The organism is Gammaproteobacteria bacterium (assembly GCA_037388465.1).
Taxonomy (GTDB): Bacteria; Pseudomonadota; Gammaproteobacteria; order SpSt-1174; family SpSt-1174; genus JARRKE01.
This window is the reverse complement of record JARRKE010000029.1, coordinates 1-22225: the sequence shown is the minus strand read 5'-3', so window position 1 is coordinate 22225 and position 22225 is coordinate 1. Positions and strand designations below refer to the sequence as shown.

Sequence of the window (22225 nt, the reverse complement as noted above, 5' to 3'; positions counted from 1 at the left end):
TTGGTCACGGCCTTCTTTTTGGCGGTGACCTTTTTCTTCGGCGCCGCCTTCTTCTTGACCGCGGCCTTTTTCTTGGCGGTGGATTTCTTCTTGGTCACGGCCTTCTTTTTGGCGGTGACCTTTTTCTTCGGCGCCGCCTTCTTCTTGACCGCGGCCTTTTTCTTGGCGGCGGACTTCTTCTTGGTCACGGCCTTCTTTTTGGCGGCGGACTTCTTCTTGGTCACGGCCTTCTTTTTAGCGGTGGCCTTTTTCTTCGGTGCCGCCTTCTTGGCCGGGGCCGCTTCCGCGGCGGCGGCTGTGGTCTCGGCGGCAGGAGGCGGTGCCGGTGCGGCCTGCGGCTCGGCAGGTGCTGCCTCTATGTGGGTTTCGAGGATCTGGCACAGGCGGGTGAAGATGCCCTTGATCTCGCCCAGGCCGTTGATCTCCGCCAGCTTGCCCTGGTCACGGTAGTAATCGATCAGCGGTGCGGTCTGCGCCTCGTAGACCTTCAGGCGGTTGGCGATGGTTTCCTCGTTGTCGTCGGCGCGGTGGTGCAGCCGTCCGCCGCAGACGTCGCAGATGCCTTCCTGGCGCGGCGGCGAGGTGTAACGATTGAAGACGGCGCCGCAGGACAGGCAGGTCAGCCGGCCGCTCAGGCGCTGCATCAGGATGTCGAAATCGACATCGATCAGGACGGCGCTCTCCAGGGGTTTGTCCAGGCGTCCGAGCATTTCATCCAGGCTGGCGGCCTGGTTCAGGTTGCGTGGGAAGCCGTCGAGAATGAAGCCGTTGTCGCAGTCGGGGTTGGCCAGGCGCTCGCGGATCATGCCGAGGACGATCTCGTCCGGCACCAGCTGGCCGGCGTCCATCGCGGCTTTGGCCTGCTGGCCGAGCGGGGTGTTGGCTGCGACGGCGCTGCGCAGCAGGTCGCCGGTGGAAATCTGGGGGATGCCGTAACGCTCGGTCAGCAGTTTGGCCTGGGTGCCTTTGCCTGAGCCGGGCGCGCCGAGAAGAACGATACGCATGATGAAAGTCCCCTGAATGTCTGCGAAGTGCGGACTTATACCTGCCTCACTTTTCAGGTGCAACCCGCAGCATGTGACAAATCGATGAGGCATAAGAAGTGAGGGGCAGGATGAAAAAATGCTATCCCCACCTCGCGGGCTGCTCCCCGCCCCATGCCTGCGAAGGGGTGAAAAACGGGGCTTTCCCGGTATAATGACGCGCCATTTCCGCGCAATCCGACTCAACTACGGAATCAGCATGAATCTCGACAAGATCCCCGCAGGCAAGAATCCGCCCGACGACATCAACGTCGTTATCGAAATCCCCGCCTATGGCCCGCCCGTGAAGTACGAGGTGGACAAGGACAGCGGCGCCCTGATGGTGGACCGTTTCATGCGCACGGCGATGTTTTACCCCGCCAACTACGGTTTCGTGCCGAACACGCTGTCGGATGACGGCGACCCGGTCGATGTGCTGGTGGTGACCCCGATTCCGCTGCAAAGCGGCTGCGTGATCCGCAGCCGCCCGGTCGGCATGCTCAACATGACCGATGAGGCCGGTGGTGACGCCAAGGTGATCGCCGTGCCGGTCAGCAAGCTGTACACCCTGTACGACCATGTGAAGTCCCCCGAGGATCTGCCGCCCGAACTGCTGGCGCAGATCAAGCACTTCTTCGAGAACTACAAGACCCTGGAACCCGGTAAGTGGGTGAAGGTCGAAGAGTGGGCCGGGTTGGATGCCGCCCGTTCCGAGATCCAGGCCAGCATTGAGCGTTATCAAGCGAGCAAATCCTGATTATTTCCGGCGGGCATCTGGCGTGTCTGCCGCGTCACTGACGGCTGCGGGCGGCTGAGATGTACGGCCGTCCCGCAATCAAGGATCGCCATCTCGAACAACGGCTGTTTACGGCCCGGGTGGTCGTGGCCGTGCTCGGCCTGGCCGTGCTGATGATGTTGCTGGTGGGACGGCTGTTCTACCTGCAGGTCTTTTCCTACGAGCACTTCAAGACCCTTTCCACCAACAACCGGGTGCGCCTGGTCCCGATTCCGCCGCCCCGCGGCCTGATCTACGACCGCAACGGCGTGCTGCTGGCCGAAAACCTGCCCACCTACAGTCTGGAAGTGACGCCGGAGCAGGTGCCCAATATGAAGGACACCCTCAAGCGGCTCGCCAAGATCGTCAAGCTGACTCCCGAGGACATCCAGGATTTCAACGATGCCCGCAAGCAGTCGCGTTCCTTCCAGTCCATTCCGCTGCGTTTCGACCTGAGCCCGGAAGAGGTCGCGCGCTTCGCGGTCGACCGCTACCGCTTCCCCGGCGTGGATATCGAGGCGCGCCTCAAGCGTTACTACCCCATGGGCGGCACCGCCGTGTTCGCCATCGGTTACGTGGGGCGCATCGACGAGGCCGAGCTGCGCAAGGTGGATGCCGACAACTACACCGGCACCAGCCACATCGGCAAGACCGGCATCGAGAAGTTCTACGAAACCCAGCTGCACGGCCGGGTCGGCTACCAGAAGGTGGAGATCAACGCGCAGGGCCGCGTGGTGCGCGTGCTGGACCGCACGCCGCCGGTGCCGGGTGAGAATCTCTACCTGACCCTGGACGTCCGCCTGCAGCGCGTGGCCGAGGAGGCGCTTAAGAAGGAGGGCTTCAACGGCGCCGTGGTGGCCATCGATCCGCGCAGCGGCGAGGTGCTGGCGCTCGCCAGCGAGCCGACCTACAACCCGAACCTGTTCGTGAACGGGATTTCCTCCAAGGAATACCACGCCCTGCGCACGGACAAGAACCGGCCGCTGTACAATCGTGCGCTGGCCGGCCAGTATCCGCCCGGTTCCACCATCAAACCCTTCATGGCGCTGGCCGGACTGCATTACGGCGTGGTGACGCCCGGCTACACCATGATGACCCACGGTTATTACACGCTGCCCGGCGATCCGCGCAAGTATCGAGACTGGAAGCGCGGCGGGCACGGACTGGTCGATCTCGACAAGGCCATCACCGAGTCGGTGGACGTGTATTTCTACGATCTCGCCTATCACCTGGGCATCGACCGCATCTACGACTTCCTGACCCAGTTCGGTTTCGGGCGCGACACCGGCATCGACGAGCCGGGCGAGCTGTCCGGCCTGCTGCCGTCCAGGGAATGGAAGCGGCGCACCAAGCACATGCCGTGGTTCCCCGGCGAGACGGTCATCACCGGCATCGGGCAGGGTTACATGCTGACCACGCCGCTGCAGCTCGCCAGCGGGGCGGCCACCATCGCCATGAAGGGGCAGCGCTTCGTGCCGCACCTGCTGCATGCCGTGCAGAACCCGATGAGCCACAAGACCGTGACGGTCACTCCCACGCCCGAAAAACCGGTGACGCTGCGCCACCAGTCGTACTGGCGCGACGTCATCACCGCCATGGAGCACGTGACCGACCATACCAACGGTACGGCCTACTGGCACGTGGGCCTGGGGTCGCGCTTCCTGATCGCCGGCAAGACCGGTACGGCGCAGGTGTTCGGCCTCAAGGAAGACGAAAAATACGACGCCAAGAAGATCGTGCGCCGGCTGCGCGACCATTCCCTGTTCATCGCCTTCGCGCCGGCCAACGATCCGCGCATCGCGGTTGCCGTGATCGCCGAGAACGCCGGACACGGCAGTACGGTGGCGGCGCCCATCGCACGCAAGGTGATGGACGCCTGGCTGCTGGATCTGGACCCCGTTCCGCCGTCGGATCTGCGCCCGCCGCTCAAGTACCATCCTCCACCCAAGCCGAAACCGGCGGTGCAGGAGGCGGCCCAGGACGGCGGCACCGCTACCGACCCGGCGACGCCCGCGGCGGAACCCGCCACGCCCACGCCGGCACCCGCGTCACCCCCGAACCCGGAGGCATCGGACAATGGCCAATGACATCTACCAGACCCAGATCATGGTGCGCTGGAGCACGCGCCTGCATCTGGACAGTCCGCTGCTGATCACCCTGCTGCTGCTGATCGGCGCGGGAATGTTCGTGCTCTACAGTGCCGGCGGACAGGACATGGCGCTGATGCTGCGCCAGGGCATGCGCCTGCTCACCGCGCTGGTGGTCATGTTCGTCATGGCCCAGATCCATCCGCATTACCTGCGGTTATGGACGCCCTGGGTGTTCGGCGTCGGCCTGGTGTTGCTGGTGGTCGTGCTGATGGTGGGCGACGTGGGCAAGGGGGCGCAGCGTTGGCTGGATCTGGGCATCGTGCGCTTCCAGCCGGCGGAGATCATGAAGCTCGCCATGCCGATGATGGTCGCCTGGTATTTCGCGGAGCGGCCGCTGCCGCCGCGCCTGGGCGAGGTCCTCATCGCGGTGATTCTGGTGCTGGTCCCGATGGGGCTGATCGCCAAGCAGCCCGACCTCGGTACCGCCATGCTGGTGGGCAGCGCCGGCTTCTTCGCCATCTTCCTGGCGGGCATCGGCTGGCGCTACATCCTGCTGGCCTGCGCCATGGGTGCGGGGGCGGCCCCGGTCATGTGGCATTTCATGCACGCCTACCAGCGTCAGCGCGTGCTGACCTTCCTCAACCCCGAGAGCGACCCCCTGGGCGCCGGCTACCACATCATCCAGTCCGAGATCGCGATCGGCTCCGGCGGCCTGTACGGCAAGGGCTGGCTCAACGGTACCCAGTCGCAGCTGGCGTTCATCCCGGAACGCCACACCGACTTCATCTTCTCGGTGTTCGGCGAGGAGTTCGGGCTGATGGGCGAGTTCGTGCTGCTGTCGCTCTACCTCGCCATCGTGTTCCGCGGCCTGTACATCGCCATGCACGCTCAGGACACCTACACCCGCATCCTGGCCGGCAGCCTCAGTCTCACCTTCTTCGTCTACTTTTTCGTCAACACCGGCATGGTGACCGGCCTGCTGCCCGTGGTGGGGGTGCCGCTGCCGCTGATCAGCTATGGGGGTACCTCGATGGTGACCCTGCTGGCGGCATTCGGTATGCTGATGTCCATTCAAACGCACCGGAAACTGCTGTCTAGCTGAATGCCCATGAGGCGCCTTTGGTTGTTCCTACTGATCCCTGTCCTGAGCTTGTTAGCGGGGACCGGTTGTGCGGAGGTATCCACGCACGGCTACGTGCAGCGCAACAACTACCTCGACCAGCCCGACGTGCGGACCTTCATCGACAAGATGGTGAAGGAGTACGACTTTTCCCGCGACGATCTGGACCGGCTGTTCGCCCAGGCCAAGGAGCAGACCCGGGTGCTCAGCGCCATCGCCAGCCCGGCCGAGGCCAAGCCCTGGTACGACTACCGTCCCATCTTCCTGACCAGCCGGCGCATCGATCAGGGCGTGACGTTCTGGGATCAGAATGCCACGACCCTGCAGGAAGCCAGCCAGCTGTACGGTGTCCCGCCGGAGATCATCGTCGCCATCATCGGCGTTGAGAGCTTTTACGGCCGGCGCATGGGCGGCTTCCCGGTCTTCGACACCCTGGTGACGCTGAGCTTCGACTACCCGCCGCGGGCCGCATTCTTCCGCCGCCAGCTGGCCCAGTATCTGGTGCTGACGCGCGAGGAGCATATTGACCCGCTGACACCCAAGGGGTCCTATGCGGGGGCCATGGGGCGCGGACAGTTCATGCCCAGCAGCTACCGCGAATACGCGGTGGATTTCGACACCGACGGCAAGCGCGACCTCTGGCACAGCTCGGCGGACGCCATCGGCAGCGTGGCCAATTACTTCAAGCGCCACGGCTGGGAGCAGGGCATGCCGGTGGCGGTGCCCGCCAATCTCGACGGCAATGTCAGCAACTATCAGGCCCTGCTGGATTCCGGCGTCAAGCCCAGCATCAGTCTTTCCCGGCTCGAGCAGCAGGGCGCTCATCCGACAAAACCCTTTGATTTCAAAGGGGATGTCAGCCTGTTCGCGCTGGAGGGCCAGATGGTGCCGGAGTACTGGATCGGCACCAAGAACTTCTACGTGATCACGCGCTACAACCACAGCAAGCTGTACGCCATGGCCGTGTATCAGCTCGCCGAGGCCATCAAGGAGCAGTACCAGCAGGCGCACAAGGACTCGAACAAGAAGCCGGAGGGCAATCAGGGGTGAGGATCGCGTTACGGCTGCCCCTGGGGGTTGGGCTGATCGGTTTGCTGGCCGCGCTGGCGGGTTGTTCCAGCACGCCCAGCATTCCGGACGTCGATGTTTCCAACGTGCCCAATGCCGTGCCGCGGGTGGAGCCGCTCAGCGCCAAGGGCAATCCCAGCTCCTACGTCGTGCACGGCCGCCGCTACTACGTGCTCAAGACCGCCGCCGGCTACGACGAAAAGGGCATCGCCTCCTGGTACGGGCCCAAGTTCCAGGGCCGCCTCACCTCCAGCGGCGAGCGCTACAACATGTACGCCATGACGGCGGCGCACCGCACCCTGCCGATTCCCAGCTACGTGCGGGTGACCAACCTGCGCAACGGGCGCTCGGTGATCGTGCGCGTCAACGATCGCGGCCCGTTCGTGGCCAACCGGATCATCGACCTCTCCTACGCGGCGGCCAAGAAGCTGGACATCGTGCGCGAGGGCACGGGGCTGGTCGATATCTCCGCCATCGACCCCCGCAATCCCAGCCGGCCGGCGCCTTCCACCTCACCGCGGCTCGCCCATGCCGAGAATCCGCAGATCTACATCCAGCTGGGTGCCTTCAGCAGCCGTCAGAATGCCGAGGGGCTGCAGGCCCGCATGCAGCGCTACCGCATCGGCCCCGTCGTCATTCAGCCCGGCAACAGCAATCACGGCTGGGTCTACCGCGTCAGGCTGGGGCCGCTGGCCAGCGTGGGCGTCGCCGACCAGGCCGCCAATCGCCTGGAAAACGTCGGCGTGCAGAACTTTCGTATCGTGATTGAGGACTAAGCCCGGAAGCCGGCCGTGCCCGGTTGGTCAAAGTTCGCGAAGTGGGGCTACAATGCCTGCCGTTGTAGTAATCCAACCTTTCAGAGGTTAGCCTTTCATGCGTCGTATCTGGTTGTTTCTTGTACTGTTTTTCGTTGTCACCCCGTCTTTCGCCGCGGCCATGCCGATTCCGGCGCCGCCCAGCTTCAAGGCCTCCAGCTACATCCTCATGGATGCCAACAGCGGCAAGATCCTGGCCGAGAAGAACGCCGACAAGCGTGTCGAGCCGGCCAGCATCACCAAGATCATGACGGCCTACGTGCTGTACAAGTCGATCCAGGCGGGCCGCGTCAGCCTCAACGACGAGGTGACGATCAGCAAAAAGGCCTGGCGCCAGCCCGGCTCGCGCATGTTCGTCGAGGTCGGCACCAAGGTGAAACTGGACGCCCTGCTGCACGGCATGCTGATCCAGTCCGGCAACGACGCCGCCATGGCCATCGCCCAGCACGTGGCGGGCACCGAGGGCGCCTTCGTCGACCTGATGAACGCCGAGGCCAAGGCGATGGGGCTGACCGGCACCCATTACGCCGATCCCACCGGCCTGCCCAATCCCAAGCACTACACCACGGCGCGCGACATCGCCGTGCTGACCCGGCACCTGATCCACGACTTCCCGCAGTACTACAAGCTGGAGTCGATCAAGGAGTACACCTACAACAACATCAAGCAGTACAACCGCAACCGCCTGCTGTGGCGCGACCCCAGCGTCGACGGCGTGAAGACCGGCCACACCGAGTCCGCCGGTTACTGCCTGGTCGGCTCCGCCAAGCGCGACGGCATGCGCCTGATCTCGGTGGTGCTCGGCACCCCCAGCGAGGACGCGCGCGCCGACGACAGCTATGCGCTGCTCAACTGGGGCTATCGGTTCTACGCGACCCACAAGCTCTACGGCGCCGATCAGCCGCTCACCGAGGCGCGCGTCTGGGAAGGCTCGCAGGAAAAGGTGGCGCTCGGCCTGACCAAGCCCCTGTTCGTGACCATCCCGCGCGGCTCCTACAATGCGCTCAAGGCCAGCATGGACGTGAATACCGAGGTGCAGGCGCCGGTCAAGAAGGGCCAGAAGATGGGCGACGTGAAGATCTCGCTGGACGGCAAGCCGGTGAAGTCCGTCCCGCTGGTCGCCCTCAAGGAAGTGCCCGAAGGCGGCATCGTGCGGCGCGTAACCGACATGGTGCTGCGGCTGTTCCACTAAGCGGGCGCCGCGCTGCATTGTGCTTCCGGCCCGGACGCCCATGTCCGGGCCGGTTTGCTGTTAGGATCACAAAAACAATCAACTTCGCGACTGGAAAATCATCGTGAGCGTCTATCTGAACGGCGAATTCATGCCGCTCGAGCAGGCCTGCGTGCCCGTGCTCGACCGGGGTTTCATTTTTGGCGACGGCGTGTACGAGGTGGTGCCGGCCTACGGCGGGCACATGTTCCGCCTGCCCGAACACCTCGCCCGTCTGGCGCGCAGCCTGGAGGCCTTGCGCATTCCCAACCCGCACGATGCCGCCGGCTGGCAGGACGTGCTGGGGCGGCTGGTGGCCGAGAACGACGGCGGCGACCTCAGCGTCTACCTTCAGGTCACCCGTGGCGTGGCCAAGCGCGACCACGCCTTTCCGGCCGACATCCGGCCCACCGTGTTCGCCATGACCAATCCCCTGATGCCACTGTCCGACGACATCCTGCAAAACGGCATCGCGACCGTCACCCTGCAGGACTACCGCTGGGGGCGCTGCGACATCAAGGCCATCACCCTGCTGCCCAACGTGCTGATGCGCCAGCAGGCGGTCGAGGCGGGTGCGATGGAGGCCATCCTGCTGCGCGACGGTCATGCCACCGAAGGCTCCGCCAGCAACCTGTTCGTGGTGCACGAAGGCACCCTGATCACCCCGCCCAAGAGCCCGCAGCTGCTGCCCGGCATCACCCGCGACCTGGTGCTCGAGCTGGCCCGCGCCAACGGCTTCGACGTACGCGAGGCGGAAATTCCCGAGGCGACCCTGCGCGGCGCCGAAGAGGTCTGGATGACCAGCTCCACCAAGGAAGTGGTGCCGGTGACCCGTCTGGACGACGCCGAGGTCGGCACCGGCCGCCCCGGCCCGCAGTGGGCGCGCATGTACGCCCTCTATCAGGACTACAAGGCGGGACTGCGCGAGGGACACGATCCGCATGCCTGATTCGCGGGACAGCCTGATCGAATATCCCTGCGATTTCCCCATCAAGATTGCCGGCGCCGCGATTCCGGAATTCGAACAGCGGGTGCTGGAGATCGTGCAGCGCCACGCACCGGAAGTCGGCGCGAAGGACCTGGGGCGGCGCTTGAGCCGCACCGGGCGCTACCTGTCCCTCACCGTCACCGTGCGCGCCTACAGCCGCGAGCAGCTCGATGCGTTGTATCAGGATTTGACCGCCTGTGAGTTGACGCAGTGGGTGTTGTGATTGGCGAGTGTTTTGAGTTTCCAGTTAGTAACCTTTGTCGATTTATTTCGCGCATTCCTGACTTAAGTGTTTCTAGTTAGCCTTTGTTGCACTGCGCGAGTTCATTTTCTTTGCTTGTCCAAAGAAAACGAACCAAAAGAAACGACACCCCACGCCCGCGCTGATCCTGCACACCCCGCGGTCTGACTGGAGGTCTTTCGACAGGCCCTCCCTGGCCTGCGAAAGACGCGCGTGATCCGTCACGCGCCCTGCGGCTCCTAGTCAGTCCAATGCGGAGTGTTCCAGGCGCGGCCGACGGGGGCTGGTTGGTGAGGAGTGAGACGTAAGGTGTGAGGTGGAGATTTACGCTGCATTTATTACCACGCGTTTTTCCTCCTTACTCCTAACACCTGACGCCTCACCTCAAATCCCCCGTTCCGCCTTGCCGAGCAGCCGCTGGCTTGCAGGGTCAGCCCGGCATGGATGCCGGGCTGAGGTTCGTCACGACAGGACGTCGTGTCGAACCGTGCCCGTCGCAAGATAGCGGCTGCAAGGGTAGCCCGCAGGGCCAAGGCGGTGGGGGCACATTTCTTTTGTCCCTTTCTTTGTGTGGGCAAAGAAAGGGACTCGCACGCATCAATAGGCGTCAGATAAGGAAACCTCAGCTCAATAGCGTGCGAAACAAAACCACGAGTTTCGCTAACAGAGCGAATGCGCGAAACAAGATCACCAAGCCTGTCTAATTGGGTTCAAAATACGCGAAACCACACCACAAACATTTAGAATGGTCCCCAAACCCTAACAACACACACGACACATGTATCGCCTCATCCGCCCCCTGCTGTTCGCGCTCACCCCGGAGCAGTCGCATGCGCTGACCATCGCCGGGCTGCGTGCGCTGGGTGCGATGACGCCGGCCTTGCCGCCGCCGGCCTTGCCGCGGCGGGTGATGGGCCTCGATTTCCCCAATCCGGTCGGGCTGGCGGCGGGTCTGGACAAGAATGCCGAGGCGCTGGACGGGTTCGGGCAGCTGGGGTTCGGTTTCATCGAGGTGGGCACGGTCACGCCCGTCGCGCAGCCGGGCAATCCCGCGCCGCGCCTGTTCCGCCTGCCGGAGGCGGAGGCGCTGATCAACCGCATGGGGTTCAACAACCACGGTCTCGGCGAGCTGTGTGCCCGGCTGGAGAAGCGGCGCTACCGCGGCGTGGTCGGCGTGAACATAGGCAAGAACCGCGATACCCCCGTCGAGCAGGCGCTGGAGGATTACCTCATCGGCCTGCGCCGGGTGTATGCGCTGGCCGACTACGTGGCGGTGAATATCTCTTCTCCCAACACCCCGGGTCTGCGTACCCTGCAGGAAGGAGCGGCCCTGGACGGCCTGCTCGCCGCGCTGAAGGAGGAGCAGGCCCGTCAGGCGGACACGCACGGCCGTTACGTGCCCCTGGCGGTGAAGGTGGCGCCCGACCTGGACGAGCGGCAGATCCGGGAAATGGCCGAGGCCCTGCTGCGCCATCGCATCGACGGCCTGATCGCCACCAATACCACGCTTTCTCGCGCCGGGGTGGAGGGGCTGCGCCACGCCGAGGAGCAGGGCGGGTTGAGCGGCCGGCCGCTGTTTCCGCTGTCCACCACTGTGTTGGAGCAGTTCCGCGCCATCCTGGGCGAGGAGATTCCCATCATCGCCGTGGGCGGAATCGGCTCGGGCGAGGATGCCCTGGCCAAGTTGCGCGCCGGGGCCAGTCTGGTGCAGGTTTATACAGGGTTGATCTACCGCGGGCCGATGCTGGCCCGGCAGATCCTGCGCGAATTGCGCCGCGCGACGTGAACGTCCGGAACTGACAGGACCTTTGTCATGCAACGCACGCTGATCATCATCGGGGTGCTGATCGTCATCGCCGGCCTGTTCTGGCCGTGGTTGAGCCGATTGCCCATCGGCCGGCTGCCCGGCGATATCCTGATCGAGCGTCCCGGCTATCGCTTCTATTTTCCGCTGACCACGATGGCGCTGGTGAGTATCATCCTCAGCCTCATCCTGTGGTTCTTCCGCAAATAACGACGCGTTACGGGACCGGTCATCTTGGAACACCTGACGGCAAGCCTGAAGTGGCTGGAAGGCCATCCCGGCGTCATGCTCACGCTCGGGGCGCTTTCCCTGCTCATGTTCGTGGGCTCGCTGGTGTCCCTGCCTTACCTGCTGGGGCTGATCCCGCGCGACTATTTCGCGGAGGAAAGTCGGCATCTGAGCCGCTTCCACAAACTGCATCCGGCGCTTTACTTCACCCTGATGGTCCTCAAAAACCTGCTCGGCCTGGTGCTGATCCTGATCGGACTCGCCATGCTGGTGCTGCCGGGGCAGGGGATCGTCACCATCCTCATGGGCGTCGTGCTCACCGACTTCCCTGGCAAGTTCCGCTTCGAACGCTGGCTGATCACCCGCCCGAAGGTGCTGCAAGCCGTCAACTGGCTGCGGGCCAAGGTCGATCAGCCGCCGCTGCGGGAGCCGTCCGGCTGAGCTCCGCATCGCAGGGAGACGCGGCATGCAGCTGATCCAGGGAACGCGTGACCGGGTGTTCACCTGCGGAGATGTGGCGCTGCGTGTGGTCACCCGCTCGACGGCGCCGGTGCGCGTGCTGGAAGAGGATACCTGGCGGGTGCTGAGTGCCCCGGCCAGGCTGCCCGGGGAGGACGAACACCCGATGCGGGTGATGACCGATCTGGTCGAGCAGCAGCCCGACCCGGCCGGCTCGCTGGTGGTGTCAGGCAGGCGCTGGTACGCCATCCTGCACGACTTCGATCAGTCCCCGAGCTTTCGCGAGGCCTGGTTGCAGCAGGCGCTGGCGGCCGTGCTGCAGCGCGCGGCGCAGGAAGGACTGAACAGGCTGGCGTTGCCCCTGCTCGGGGTGATGCACGGCGCGCTTCCGCTGGAACGCAGCCTGAAGCTCATCGTGCAGACGCTACGGACCGGGGATGCCCCCGGCCTGCACGTGGACCTCGAGGTTGGCGAGGATCAGCTCGCCGAGGCCAACCGCCTGCTCACCACATTGTGCGATTGAGCCGGCCGACCCGGCCGGTCAGAGCGTTTCATGCGTGCCGTCGCAGAACGGCGCATCCTCGGTGTGCTTGCAGCCGCACAGGTAGGCGGTGCCGCTTTGCTCGGCGGTGAAGATCACCGGCTCGAAGCCGGTGCCCTCGTGCGAGCCGTCGCAGAAGGGCTGGCTCTTGCTGCGTCCGCAGCGGCACCAGGCGTATTCCTTGCCGGCTTCGAGTTCGACGACGTAGGGTTCCAGCTGTGCGATCACCGGTTCAGGCATGATGGGTCTCCAGGAGGGGCGGTCAGGATTAGAGCTCCGCGCCGGACAGGTGTTCCGCCGGGTGTTCAGTCTTTGATCAGGGCCTGCGGGGTGAACTCCTGAATGAAGTCCACCGAGGCCTGTTTGAGGATTACCGGCGCCATGGTGTTGTAGCCCGACAGGCCCTCGTGGGCGCTGCCGTCCTTGATGGCCTCGATCTCCAGCAGCAGGGCGTCGATCATGTCGCCTTCGAAGTCCTTCGCCTGGCAGCGCAGCTTCACGCGTTCGGCGTGGTAGGCCATGACCCGGGTGTGTCCGATGTTGTCCGACATGGTGAGGGCCCACAGTTCCTCGCGCACGAAGGTGTCCAGAAACACCGAGCGCGCCATCTGATGGTCGGCGATCATCCGCTCCAGGCGGGATTGAATTTTCGCAATCAGACGGGTGTGGTCGCCCATCACGGCCAGCAGTGCCTTCCTTGTTCCGCTCAACGTCGCATTCATGGCAGTGGCCTCCTTAATCCATTTTTGTTCTGTGGTTAATTAGTGGGCGTGCGAACGCCTATCCAAAGGGTTTTTACCCCGAAATGCAAGCCAGGCGATCCGGCGGCCGCCGGGTGATGTGGCGGACCGGCCACAAAAAAGCCCTCCGGCATCGCCGGAGGGCCAGGCGTGGCGGGCACTTGGCGCCCTTGGGGGCGCTCAGGCGGTGCCGAGCGGGGCTACTTCGCGGCCGAAGACCTCGTTCCAGATCTGGGCCAGGGCGGCGTACATGGCGGATGCGCCGCACAGAATGCCCTCGTAGCCGGCGATCGTGCCGATGGTCTTGCTGCCGGTAAGCTCAGCGGCGGCCAGCAGGAAGAACAGGATGGTCAGCGTGGCAAACACCACCTGCAGGGCGCGGTTAATCTTGACGGTGGGGACGAACATGATGGCGGTGAAGATGCCCCACATGATCAGATAGGCGGCCATGTCCTTGGCGGCGGGCGCGGCGACGCCGACGTTCATCTTGGGCATCACGATCAGGGCCACCAGGGTCAGCCAGAACAGGCCGTAGGAACTGAAGGCCACGGTGCCGAAGGTGTTCTTCTTTTTCCACTCCATGGCGCCGGCGATGACCTGGGCCACGCCGCCGTAGAAAATGCCCATGGAGAGGATCATCGTATCCAGGGCGATGAAACCGGCGTTGTGCAGATTGAGCAGCACCGTGGTCATGCCGAAGGCCATCAGGCCCAGCGGCGCCGGATTGGCAGTGTTGTCGGAAATGCTGATGATGTTCTGTTCGGACATTTCTCTCTCCTAGTTATGTAGATGTCGACTTTGTAGTGTCAGTACAGGGCAGATAACGATACGCATGCCCGTTGTATAGAGGTCATCGCGCTGGGCCGGTGTGCGGGCCGAAGCTCCCTGGTCCCCCGGATGACTTCTCCCCCAGCAAGGCGGGATATTGGCATAAATCGAACAACTCGCCCACCGCCAAATCGGCCCGACGAAGGTAAAACAGTTTATTAGCTAAAGCTGCTTGGACTGCCGCGACACGCGATGATTGTTTCGTTTGCACGATGCGCAATCGCGGCGCTGCGCAAAGAAGAATAATCGTCGTCCCGGTGCGGGATGTCAGTTTTCCTTTCCTTCCGCATCGTGTTCGGCAAACACCTCACCGGCCGCGAACATGCCGTTGAGCGAGGCCGGAAAACCGGCGTACACCGCCATCTGGATCATGATCTCCACGATCTCCTGCCGCGTGCAGCCGACGTTCAGGGCGCCGTGGATATGCACCTTGAGCTGGGGCCGGGCGTTGCCCAGTGCGGCGAGCGCGGAAACGGTCGCGATCTCGCGTTCCTTGAGCGACAGCACGCCGCGCGAGTAAACGTCGCCGAAGGGAAACTCGATGACGTAGCGGCCGAGATCGGGAGCGATGTCCTTCAGCGCCTCGATCACCTTTTCGCCGGCCTCGCCGTCGATCTCCTTGAGCATTTCCCAGCCGCGTTGATAACGGTCGGATTCCATACATAACCCTCCTGTGAATTAACGTGATGTGTTTAAGCTGTGTTTCAGCATGGCGCGTTAGTCTGTACTCATGAAGAAGTGCAGGGAGGTTAAAGCCATGTACAGCTCCACCCAGGAAAAGGCCCGTTTCGAGGCCGGTAAGGTGTTCTTCGTTTCGGCGTTGAACGATGCCATCCCGTCCGGCTGGTTCTGCGAGCGCGACGGGCGTGTCTTCGGACCGTTTCAGCGCCGTGAAGAAGCGGACGGCATGCTCGCCCATCCGCGGCAGGAAGCCGCCTGAGTACAGGTCAGGAAATGCCCGCCTGACGACCGGAAACGGGTGACGGCGCGATAGGTCGCCGTCGCCTGTTCCCGTCCCCGCGGGTGCGGTTCGGTGTTCGTCCGGACAGGGCTGAATACCGGCTTATGATACTACGCGCGGGTTTCGCCAGAGTGACATGCGGCGTGCCGGTTACCCGGCAACCGCCGTCGGTTTCCACGGCGACTGATTCAGCCAGTCGCTGAACGTGCCGGCGTCCATCGGGCGACTGATGTGATATCCCTGGGCCGCATCGCAGCCCATTTGTTCCAGCCGCTCCAGGGTCTGCTGGTCCTCGACCCCTTCCGCCACCACTTGCAGCCCCAGGCTGTGCGCCAGCTCGATGGTCGACGTCACGATCACCTCGGAATCATTGCTCTGCGGCATTGCCTGCACAAAGGATTTGTCGATCTTGATGGCGTCCACGGGCAGTTTCTGCAAATAGCCCAGGCTGGAATAGCCGGTGCCGAAATCGTCGATGTACAGGGCAAGCCCCATGTTGTGCAGCGTGGTAAGCACCCCCAGGGCATGAGCGGGGTTTTCCATCAGCGCGCTTTCGGTGAGTTCCAGGTGCAGCTGTTCCGGTTCGATACCCCAGGTTTGCAGCAACGTCTCGATGCGCTTGATCAGGGTTTTGTCCTTGAGATTGTGCGCGGAGAGATTGATGGCGATCGGCAGGGACAGTCCGTGTTCCTGGTTCCAGAGGCGATGCTGCTTCACCGCCGTCTCCAGCACCCAGTACGTCAACGGTTTGATCAGCCCCGTATGCTCGGCGACGGGAACGAATTCGCACGGCGCGACCGCGCCGTGCACCGGATGGGTCCAGCGGGTCAGCGCCTCGGTGCCGCAGACCTGGCGCCGCTTGAGATCGATCTTGGGCTGGCAATACAACTGAAGCTCGTTGCCGCGGATGGCGTTGTTGAGTTGATGGCTGAGCATCAGGCGGCGGCGGTTTTCCTCGCGTGATTCAGCCGCATAAACGGCCACCTCGTTGCCCCCCGATTTGGCCTGGGTCACCGCATGCGTGGCATAGCGGACCAGTTCCTCGGCTTCGCTGCTGTGTCCCGGATACAGCGCGATACCGATGCTGGCCTGCATGTCCAGCTGCAGTTCGTTCAAGGCCAGCGGCGGCATCAGCGTTTCCCGGATGGCGGTGCCGATGCCTTCGGCCATCTGCGCGTCGCAGTTGGGGGCGATCACCGCGAATTCATCCTCGCCTATGCGCGCGATCGTGCTGTCCCCGTTGACGACCTGCCGGATTCGCGGCGCGACGGCCTGCAGCATGGCGTCGCCCGGCTCGAAGCCGAGAATGTCATTGACCTCACGGAAGCGGTTGAGGTCCAGCACGAGCAATGCCAGCGGCTGCTGAAAAATTTCCGCCCGGCTGATTTCCTCCTTCAGCTGATCGAGCAGGCCGACCCGGTTGGGCAGGCCGGTGAGCTGATCCTGATAGGCCATCTGCTGCAGGGCCGCATCCGCCTGCCGGTGCTTGGCCTGCAACCGCAGGTTTTCGATGCCGAAGGCGAGGTCGTCCGCCATCTCCATCAGCAGCTCCGCCTCGCGCGTCGCGAATGCATCGGGCTCTTCGGCATACACGCTGAAGACGCCGATGACCTCCTCGCCGACGTGGAGCGGCATGGCGATCATCGAGCCCATGCCGTAGCGGCTCACCGTGGCGTGCCAGGCCTCGTAGACAGGATTGGTGGCAAGATCGTTCGCCACCTGCGGCCGGCCGGTGCGGATGGCCGTGCCGCTGGGGCCGTGCCCCTCAGGCGTATCCGCCCAGGTGAAGAACGACTGCTCCAGAAAACCTTCGTCGGGGCCGGATTTAGCCATCGGCCGGATGCGCTTGCTGGTGTGATCCTCCTTGTAGCCCACCCAGGCGAAACAGAAGCCGCCGACATCGACCGGGATGCGGCACATGGTCTGCAGAAGGCTCAGCTCGTCTCTGCCGCGCAGCAAGGTCCGGTTGCCGCTGCTCAGTGTCTTCAGGGCGCGGTTGACGCGTTGCAGTTCGATTTCACGCTGTTCCAGCTCATCCGCCATGTGGTCAAAGCTGCGGGCGAGCTGGCCCAGCTCCGAGGGCGTATGGTCGAGTCCCGTGCGGGCGCTGAGGCTGCCGCGGCTGAGCCGGTCGGCCGCCGAGCGCAACGCCTGCACCGGCTGCAGGATCAGCGTCTTGCTGCCCCACCATGCCAGCGCGAAGATCAGCAGGAACAGAATGGAAATGATGGTCAGGTTGCGTTCCACCTGCGCGCGTACGGGTGCGTACAGTTTGTCGGTGGGGATGCCGAGGGTGAGATAAAGCCGTCCGGACGGCAGGTCCTTGAGCATCGAATAGGTATAAAAGCGCTTTACCCCATCCTTGCCACGGGTGACGAGCTTGCCGCTGCCTGAGCCTGCCTCCAGAACCGACAGCAAGGCCGGGTCGTTCAACGGCTTGCCGGTACGGGCGGGGTCTGGCGGATAGCGCGCAAGCAGGATGCCGTGGCTGTCGATGAGGTTGACCGTGGTGTCCTCGATCTGAGGCAGCCGGGCGACCATGCTGCCCAGCCAGCGCAGGTCCATGGCGGCGAAGATCACGCTCAGGATGCGCCCCTTCGAATCCTGTACGGGGTAGGCGAAGTTGATGCTCGGCTTGCCGGTGATCCGGCCGATTTGATAATTGCCCGAAGCGAACTCATGCGTGGTCATGGCGCGCCTGAAGTAAAAACGGTCGGACAGATCGATATCCTTGTCCAGCGGCAACCCGCTGCAACGGGTGATGCCGTTGGTGCCGATGACACCAAGGTTGAGAAAATGCAGGTCGTCGGAGATGAAGCTGGAAAACAACTGATTGCACTCGGCCTGCATGGCCGGATTGCGTACTGCCGGCAACTTGGACAGCGTCAGCAGAATCTCGTGCGTAACCGTGACCGTACGCGACAACTCCGCATTCGCCATGCGTGTGGCGTTTTGAAGGTTTTGTTCTGCATGCTGGGTGAGATGATTTTTCTGTTCGATGCCGTTATAGAAAATCAGGGCGAACAGTGGGATCACCGTCAGGAATGCAAGAAGCAGAATGCGGGGACGGAGACCAGTGGGCATATGCAAGCAGCTCCTTTGCCGTGTTACATGATCTGGCAGCTTTGCCAATGGGGCCGGTTACCTCTTGGCGAGACGGTCACTTCCTGCGAGAAGTATAGCAGTCGAACATAAATACATAGGTGCTAAAAAAATAATGTTTTTTACCAGTGGTATCCGGAGGACGCCTTACAAAACCGCCGTTTTTTTATAGTGATGATAAAGTCTGGAAATGCGCTTTACAAAAGGCTGCAGCTCGGGTTGTAGAAAAAATTGACGAAATCCTGACAGGATATTCAATTTCTGTTGGTATGGTTATGTATTTACCCAGTTTTCGTTGTGGAACGAACTGCCAGTGAGCCACTGAATCATGAAAAACCAGCCCTTCGGAATCAAGCTGAAAAACGCCGTCAACGGCCTCCGTCATGTATGGCGCGCAGAAGTGAATTTTCGCCGCCACGTGTACGTCGCCCTGCTGGTCTTGTTTGGCTTCGCGCTGCTGCAACCCGCACTGATCTGGTGGGCGCTGGTTGTGTTGTGCATCGTCCTGGTACTGGCCGCCGAACTGGTCAACTCGGCACTGGAGGCCGTGCTCGATCACTTGCACCCCGAACGGCATCCTGCCATCGGGCTGGCCAAGGACATGATGGCGGGCATGGTGCTGGTGGCGGCGATCGGTGCGGCGGTTGTCGGCGTGCTGGCACTGGTCTCGACGTTAAGTTGATCGGCGAATGCAGATTCGCATGCTTTCGGTTTCCGGCGTTTACGGCAAAGGAGTATGAACCTTGACTATCGAATATTCGGGTGTGAGATTGCGGCCGGCAACGGAAGCCGATTTCGATGGCATTATCCAGTTGGTTCCCAGTCCGCAAGAGTTGTTCTGGGTTTACCCGAATGGCGAATATCCCCTTTCCGCCGGTCAACTTCGGGCGCTGGCCGGGGAAAGGCTGGAGTTCACTGTCGCCATCGTGGACGGGCAGGTGGTCGGGTTTGCCAATTTGTACGATGTCAGGCCGGAGGAATGGGCGTTTATCGGCAATGTGGTTATCGATCGGACGTTTCGTGGCAAAGGCTTCGGGCGGACCATCGTGAAGCATATGGCCACGCTGGCGTTTAAAAAGTATGACCTTCCCGAGGTGAGGATCTCCGTGTTCAATCAGAACACGCGGGCGTTATTGCTTTATGCCAGCATGAATTTTCAGCCGTATGCGGTTGTCCAACGTGAAGACCCGTCCGGAAACCCCGTTGCGCTCATTCACTTGAAACTGAGTAAAGGCGACTAGCTTGGGTCGTCTTTTTATAACAAGAACTTTGAAAAGAGGACGCGTATGAATTCGATTGAATCCAATGGCGGCTGCCTGTGTGGCGCCGTAGGCTATCAGGTAACCGGAAATGTCGAGCGGTTCACCCTGTGTCATTGCAGCCGGTGCCGCAAAGCGACGGGATCGGCATACACGTCGAATATCATGGTGTCCGAAGGGCGGGTGGAATGGACGCACGGCGAGGACAGGATTCAACGTTTCAAGGTGCCGGAGGCCGAGCGTTATTCAACCTGCTTCTGCGGCAACTGTGGCAGTCCATTGCCCCGGGTGATTCCGGAAACGGGCCTGATCGCCGTTCCGGCCGGATCGCTGGACGAGGATCCGGGCGTAAGCCCACAGGCCCATATCTTCTGGGCGTCGCGCGCTGAATGGCTGACACCGGCATCCTATCTTCCGGAATACAAGGAATATCCGCCGGGTGTCGTTTGAGCCGTTTGATTGGGTTATGACAACCGGTATGCCGTTCGGACACCGCCTGTGACGTAAAGGCACGGGTTTCCGCTCCTGCTACGGCCCTCACTCATCCGAGTCGGCCAGCATCATCATGACCTTCCGCCAGCCGGCTTCTGCTCCGGGGCCGGCTTTTTTAAATACCTTTTCAAATCTCCGGCGTTGATGGCCGCTCAGCTCGTCCTCCAATGCAGTGCCGGGTTTTGTCAGCGTAACGCGTTTTACCCGGCGGTCTGTTGGATCAATGCCGGCCTGTACGTATTTGTCCTGAATCAGGCGCTGCAGCGGGCGGTGCAGGTATTGCTTGGTGACCCGCATGATGTCCAGCAGTTCATTAATGCTGCAGTTGGGGTTGCGGCCGATGAAATAAAGGATGCGGTGGTGAATCCGCGAATAGCCGAGGCTTTCCAGCTTTTCGTCCTGTCTGGATATGAGGGTGCGAAAACCGAAATGGATGGCCTCCAGGGCATCGTTCAGCTCGCGCTCGCGACGTGTCTTATTATGGTCAACCATATTGACATATTATTGCCGGAGCGATAAGAATCGTAAAGCTCAACATGGATGATTCCGTATGGATGCCTACAAAAAGAAGAAACGATGAGGACATTGAGACAATGAGGAATTTCAGTGTAACGAAAGCGATTCATGCGCCGGTAGAACGCGTCTGGGAAATACTCGCCGATGTGGAACGTTGGGCCGAGTGGACGCCTTCGATTTCAAGCATTGAACCCCTGACGGACCTGCCGCTCACGACCGGCTCCCAGGTCCGCATTATCCAGCCCAAACTACGCCCCGCCGTATGGAAGGTCACTCAATGGGAGCCGCATTCCTGTTTTGCGTGGGAGTCCGCGGCGCCTGGGGCCGTCGTCGTGGCGGAGCACTGGCTGACGCCGGTTCAGGAGGGTTGCCAGCTCACATTGAAGCTGGCGTTTACCGGCATGCTCGGCGGCCTGTTCGGATTCCTGAGCGGCAAGGTCACCCAGCGCTATCTCAATCTGGAGGCCAACGGTCTCAAGGCGCGCGCCGAAGCCTGAGCGGGCGGCGTCGCACCCAATCAATATGCCTCCCCAGGGAGGCGGCAAGGAGATTGATATGCTCAATGAAGATGGCGCTCGGGCGCTGGCTGCGCATTGGATCCAGGCGTGGAATGCGCACAATCTGGATGAAATCATGACCCACTATGCAGATGAGGTCACTCTGACGTCGCCCGTGGTCATCAGTGTATTGAACGACCCTTCCGGTACGGTAATAGGCAAGGATGCGCTGCGCGCGTACTTCAAAAGGGGACTTGAGGTGCACCCTGATCTCAACTTCGAACTCGTCGATACGCTGTGGGGTCTTTCCAGCGTCGTTCTTTACTACTTGAACCAGAAATACGTGGACCAGCGTCGAACCATGACCGCCGAGTTCATGGAGTTGAATGAGGCCGGAAAAGTCATCCGGGTGGTTGCCAATTACAACGCCTGAACAGACGGCGGCTAACAGCCGCGCAGTTCCACTCTCGGGTTGGTGGTCTCGAGGTCGGTCAGAAAGCGGTGAAACCCGTCAAACTGGTTCAGCATGCGGAACGTGCCGTGCGCGGTCCTCACGTTTAAGAACCCGTACTGGTTGGATATGGGTTTGATGGAGTGAATGTCCGTCGGGAAAAGCCGGCGCCGCCGCAATACGGAAACGAACTCGACCCGACCGCCCGACACCACGATCCTGTATGGCGTCGTCAGCAGCCAGTACCACAGCCACGCCGCGATGCCGAGCCAGATGAGGTAGAACAGCCGCACCGGCTGCGGCCCCGAGATGTCCGGCATGAAGCCGAACATCATGCCCAGGGCAAACAGGGTGAAGAACGCCAGCATGCCGAAGGTGAGCAGCTTGGTGATGAGCTGAAGGTAAAGGTCGTAAGTGGCGTCTCTCATGCGGTTACCGTGAGGCAGTTCCGATCCGGTTTGTACGTTACCCGTTGGCGGGTTTTTCCAGATGCAGTGTATAGGCGATGCGGTTGCCGTAAAACGCCTTTTCCTTGAACCCGGCATCCGTGGCCAGCCGGGTGATCGTGCCGCGCGGCTGAAAATGCGGATCGAAGATGATCTCGGTGATGGACAGCAGGCCGCCGTGTTTGAGCGACCGGTAAATCTCCTCCAGTGCGGTCTCCCGGTCGGGGATCTCGCCCAGTACCGTCACCAGCAGCGCCACGTCGAAACGATCCGCTTCCAGGCGTCCCTCGCCGATGCCAGCCTCCAGGTATTCGATATTGGTCAGGTTCGAAGCCTCTGCCTTCTCCCGTGTGCGGCGCAGCATGCCTTGCTGGATGTCCATGGCCACCACCTTGCCCTGGTTGCCGATCCCGCGTGCAAGCGGGAGGGTGAGCCGCCCCGGTCCGCAACCGGCGTCCAGCACCGTCATGCCCGGCTCAAGGCCCAGGTGCTCGAGGATGACCGCCGCACGGATGGTCTTGGTAAACGGGTTGTCCAACTCGACCAGCCAGCGCAGCCAGACGGGACTGGGA

The 22225-nt window shown here is 62.3% G+C and carries 26 protein-coding genes and 1 pseudogene; 18 read left to right on the top strand and 9 right to left on the bottom strand.

What is annotated here, in order from left to right; translation table 11 throughout:
- Positions 1–359 precede the first annotated feature (359 nt).
- Positions 360–1004 (bottom strand): annotated as a pseudogene (locus tag P8Y64_07800) (adenylate kinase).
- A gap of 238 nt (positions 1005–1242) precedes the next feature.
- Here P8Y64_07800 and ppa point away from each other — a divergent pair.
- From ppa to P8Y64_07740, 12 genes are all read left to right on the top strand, one after another.
- Positions 1243–1779: an inorganic diphosphatase gene (gene ppa / locus P8Y64_07795; GenBank protein ID MEJ2060375.1), complete on the top strand. Its 537-nt coding sequence runs from the start codon at positions 1243–1245 to the stop codon at positions 1777–1779.
- Positions 1780–1838: 59 nt separating this feature from the next.
- Positions 1839–3884 (top strand): penicillin-binding protein 2, encoded by a 2046-nt coding sequence (mrdA, locus tag P8Y64_07790; protein MEJ2060374.1) that lies wholly within the window; start codon positions 1839–1841, stop codon positions 3882–3884.
- Positions 3874–4989, top strand: coding sequence for a rod shape-determining protein RodA (rodA, locus tag P8Y64_07785; protein MEJ2060373.1), 1116 nt, complete (start codon positions 3874–3876; stop codon positions 4987–4989). Before mrdA ends, rodA begins: the two co-directional genes overlap by 11 nt.
- Positions 4990–5010: 21 nt before the next feature.
- Positions 5011–6057 (top strand): lytic murein transglycosylase B, encoded by a 1047-nt coding sequence (gene mltB / locus P8Y64_07780; GenBank protein ID MEJ2060372.1) that lies wholly within the window; start codon positions 5011–5013, stop codon positions 6055–6057.
- Positions 6054–6851 (top strand): septal ring lytic transglycosylase RlpA family protein, encoded by a 798-nt coding sequence (locus P8Y64_07775; protein MEJ2060371.1) that lies wholly within the window; start codon positions 6054–6056, stop codon positions 6849–6851. Before mltB ends, P8Y64_07775 begins: the two co-directional genes overlap by 4 nt.
- Positions 6852–6948: 97 nt before the next feature.
- Entirely contained in the window at positions 6949–8082 is a 1134-nt protein-coding gene (locus tag P8Y64_07770; GenBank protein MEJ2060370.1) for a D-alanyl-D-alanine carboxypeptidase, read from the top strand.
- A 103-nt stretch (positions 8083–8185) separates the two neighbouring features.
- Positions 8186–9049, top strand: coding sequence for a D-amino acid aminotransferase (locus P8Y64_07765; protein ID MEJ2060369.1), 864 nt, complete (start codon positions 8186–8188; stop codon positions 9047–9049).
- On the top strand, positions 9042–9311 hold the full coding sequence (locus tag P8Y64_07760; protein ID MEJ2060368.1) for a DUF493 domain-containing protein: 270 nt from the start codon (positions 9042–9044) through the stop codon (positions 9309–9311). The genes P8Y64_07765 and P8Y64_07760 overlap by 8 nt, the downstream gene beginning before the upstream one ends.
- A gap of 796 nt (positions 9312–10107) precedes the next feature.
- On the top strand, positions 10108–11115 hold the full coding sequence (locus tag P8Y64_07755; protein MEJ2060367.1) for a quinone-dependent dihydroorotate dehydrogenase: 1008 nt from the start codon (positions 10108–10110) through the stop codon (positions 11113–11115).
- A gap of 27 nt (positions 11116–11142) precedes the next feature.
- Positions 11143–11343 (top strand): DUF2905 domain-containing protein, encoded by a 201-nt coding sequence (locus P8Y64_07750; GenBank protein ID MEJ2060366.1) that lies wholly within the window; start codon positions 11143–11145, stop codon positions 11341–11343.
- A 24-nt stretch (positions 11344–11367) separates the two neighbouring features.
- Positions 11368–11802: a hypothetical protein gene (locus P8Y64_07745; protein MEJ2060365.1), complete on the top strand. Its 435-nt coding sequence runs from the start codon at positions 11368–11370 to the stop codon at positions 11800–11802.
- Between the two features lie 25 nt (positions 11803–11827).
- Positions 11828–12343 carry a hypothetical protein gene (locus P8Y64_07740; GenBank protein ID MEJ2060364.1) on the top strand — a complete coding sequence of 172 codons (516 nt, stop codon included), beginning with the start codon at positions 11828–11830 and terminating at the stop codon, positions 12341–12343.
- A gap of 18 nt (positions 12344–12361) precedes the next feature.
- Here P8Y64_07740 and P8Y64_07735 read toward each other — a convergent pair whose 3' ends face one another.
- The 4 genes from P8Y64_07735 to P8Y64_07720 form a co-directional block, all read right to left on the bottom strand.
- Complete coding sequence (locus P8Y64_07735; protein ID MEJ2060363.1) at positions 12362–12601, bottom strand: CDGSH iron-sulfur domain-containing protein; 240 nt, start codon at positions 12599–12601, stop codon at positions 12362–12364.
- Between the two features lie 65 nt (positions 12602–12666).
- Positions 12667–13083, bottom strand: coding sequence for a hypothetical protein (locus P8Y64_07730; GenBank protein ID MEJ2060362.1), 417 nt, complete (start codon positions 13081–13083; stop codon positions 12667–12669).
- Positions 13084–13281: 198 nt separating this feature from the next.
- On the bottom strand, positions 13282–13869 hold the full coding sequence (locus P8Y64_07725; GenBank protein MEJ2060361.1) for an acetate uptake transporter: 588 nt from the start codon (positions 13867–13869) through the stop codon (positions 13282–13284).
- A 327-nt stretch (positions 13870–14196) separates the two neighbouring features.
- Complete coding sequence (locus P8Y64_07720) at positions 14197–14589, bottom strand: carboxymuconolactone decarboxylase family protein (GenBank protein ID MEJ2060360.1); 393 nt, start codon at positions 14587–14589, stop codon at positions 14197–14199.
- Positions 14590–14686: 97 nt separating this feature from the next.
- Here P8Y64_07720 and P8Y64_07715 point away from each other — a divergent pair, with 97 nt between their 5' ends.
- Positions 14687–14869, top strand: a complete 183-nt coding sequence (locus tag P8Y64_07715; GenBank protein ID MEJ2060359.1) for a hypothetical protein — start codon at positions 14687–14689, stop codon at positions 14867–14869.
- Between the two features lie 171 nt (positions 14870–15040).
- Here the strand turns inward: P8Y64_07715 and P8Y64_07710 are convergent, their stop codons facing one another.
- Entirely contained in the window at positions 15041–17974 is a 2934-nt protein-coding gene (locus P8Y64_07710; protein ID MEJ2060358.1) for an EAL domain-containing protein, read from the bottom strand.
- A gap of 346 nt (positions 17975–18320) precedes the next feature.
- Between P8Y64_07710 and P8Y64_07705 the strand changes: the two genes are divergently transcribed.
- The 3 genes from P8Y64_07705 (at position 18321) to P8Y64_07695 (ending at position 19701) form a co-directional block, all read left to right on the top strand.
- A complete protein-coding gene (locus P8Y64_07705; protein ID MEJ2060357.1) occupies positions 18321–18674 on the top strand; it encodes a diacylglycerol kinase in 354 nt (117 codons plus the stop codon).
- 61 nt (positions 18675–18735) lie between these two features.
- A complete protein-coding gene (locus P8Y64_07700; protein MEJ2060356.1) occupies positions 18736–19233 on the top strand; it encodes a GNAT family N-acetyltransferase in 498 nt (165 codons plus the stop codon).
- A 45-nt stretch (positions 19234–19278) separates the two neighbouring features.
- Positions 19279–19701 carry a GFA family protein gene (locus tag P8Y64_07695; GenBank protein ID MEJ2060355.1) on the top strand — a complete coding sequence of 141 codons (423 nt, stop codon included), beginning with the start codon at positions 19279–19281 and terminating at the stop codon, positions 19699–19701.
- 87 nt (positions 19702–19788) lie between these two features.
- On the opposite strand, the gene P8Y64_07690 is transcribed toward P8Y64_07695, so the two are convergent.
- Entirely contained in the window at positions 19789–20235 is a 447-nt protein-coding gene (locus P8Y64_07690) for a helix-turn-helix domain-containing protein (protein ID MEJ2060354.1), read from the bottom strand.
- Positions 20236–20336: 101 nt separating this feature from the next.
- On the opposite strand from P8Y64_07690, the gene P8Y64_07685 reads away from it, so the two are divergent.
- Both P8Y64_07685 and P8Y64_07680 read left to right on the top strand, forming a co-directional pair.
- Complete coding sequence (locus P8Y64_07685; GenBank protein MEJ2060353.1) at positions 20337–20756, top strand: SRPBCC family protein; 420 nt, start codon at positions 20337–20339, stop codon at positions 20754–20756.
- Between the two features lie 58 nt (positions 20757–20814).
- Positions 20815–21189 (top strand): nuclear transport factor 2 family protein, encoded by a 375-nt coding sequence (locus P8Y64_07680; GenBank protein MEJ2060352.1) that lies wholly within the window; start codon positions 20815–20817, stop codon positions 21187–21189.
- A gap of 11 nt (positions 21190–21200) precedes the next feature.
- Here the strand turns inward: P8Y64_07680 and P8Y64_07675 are convergent, their stop codons facing one another.
- A complete protein-coding gene (locus P8Y64_07675) occupies positions 21201–21635 on the bottom strand; it encodes a hypothetical protein (protein MEJ2060351.1) in 435 nt (144 codons plus the stop codon).
- Positions 21636–21672: 37 nt separating this feature from the next.
- Positions 21673–22225 (bottom strand): methyltransferase domain-containing protein (locus tag P8Y64_07670; GenBank protein ID MEJ2060350.1); only part of this gene is annotated, 553 nt, incomplete at its 5' end.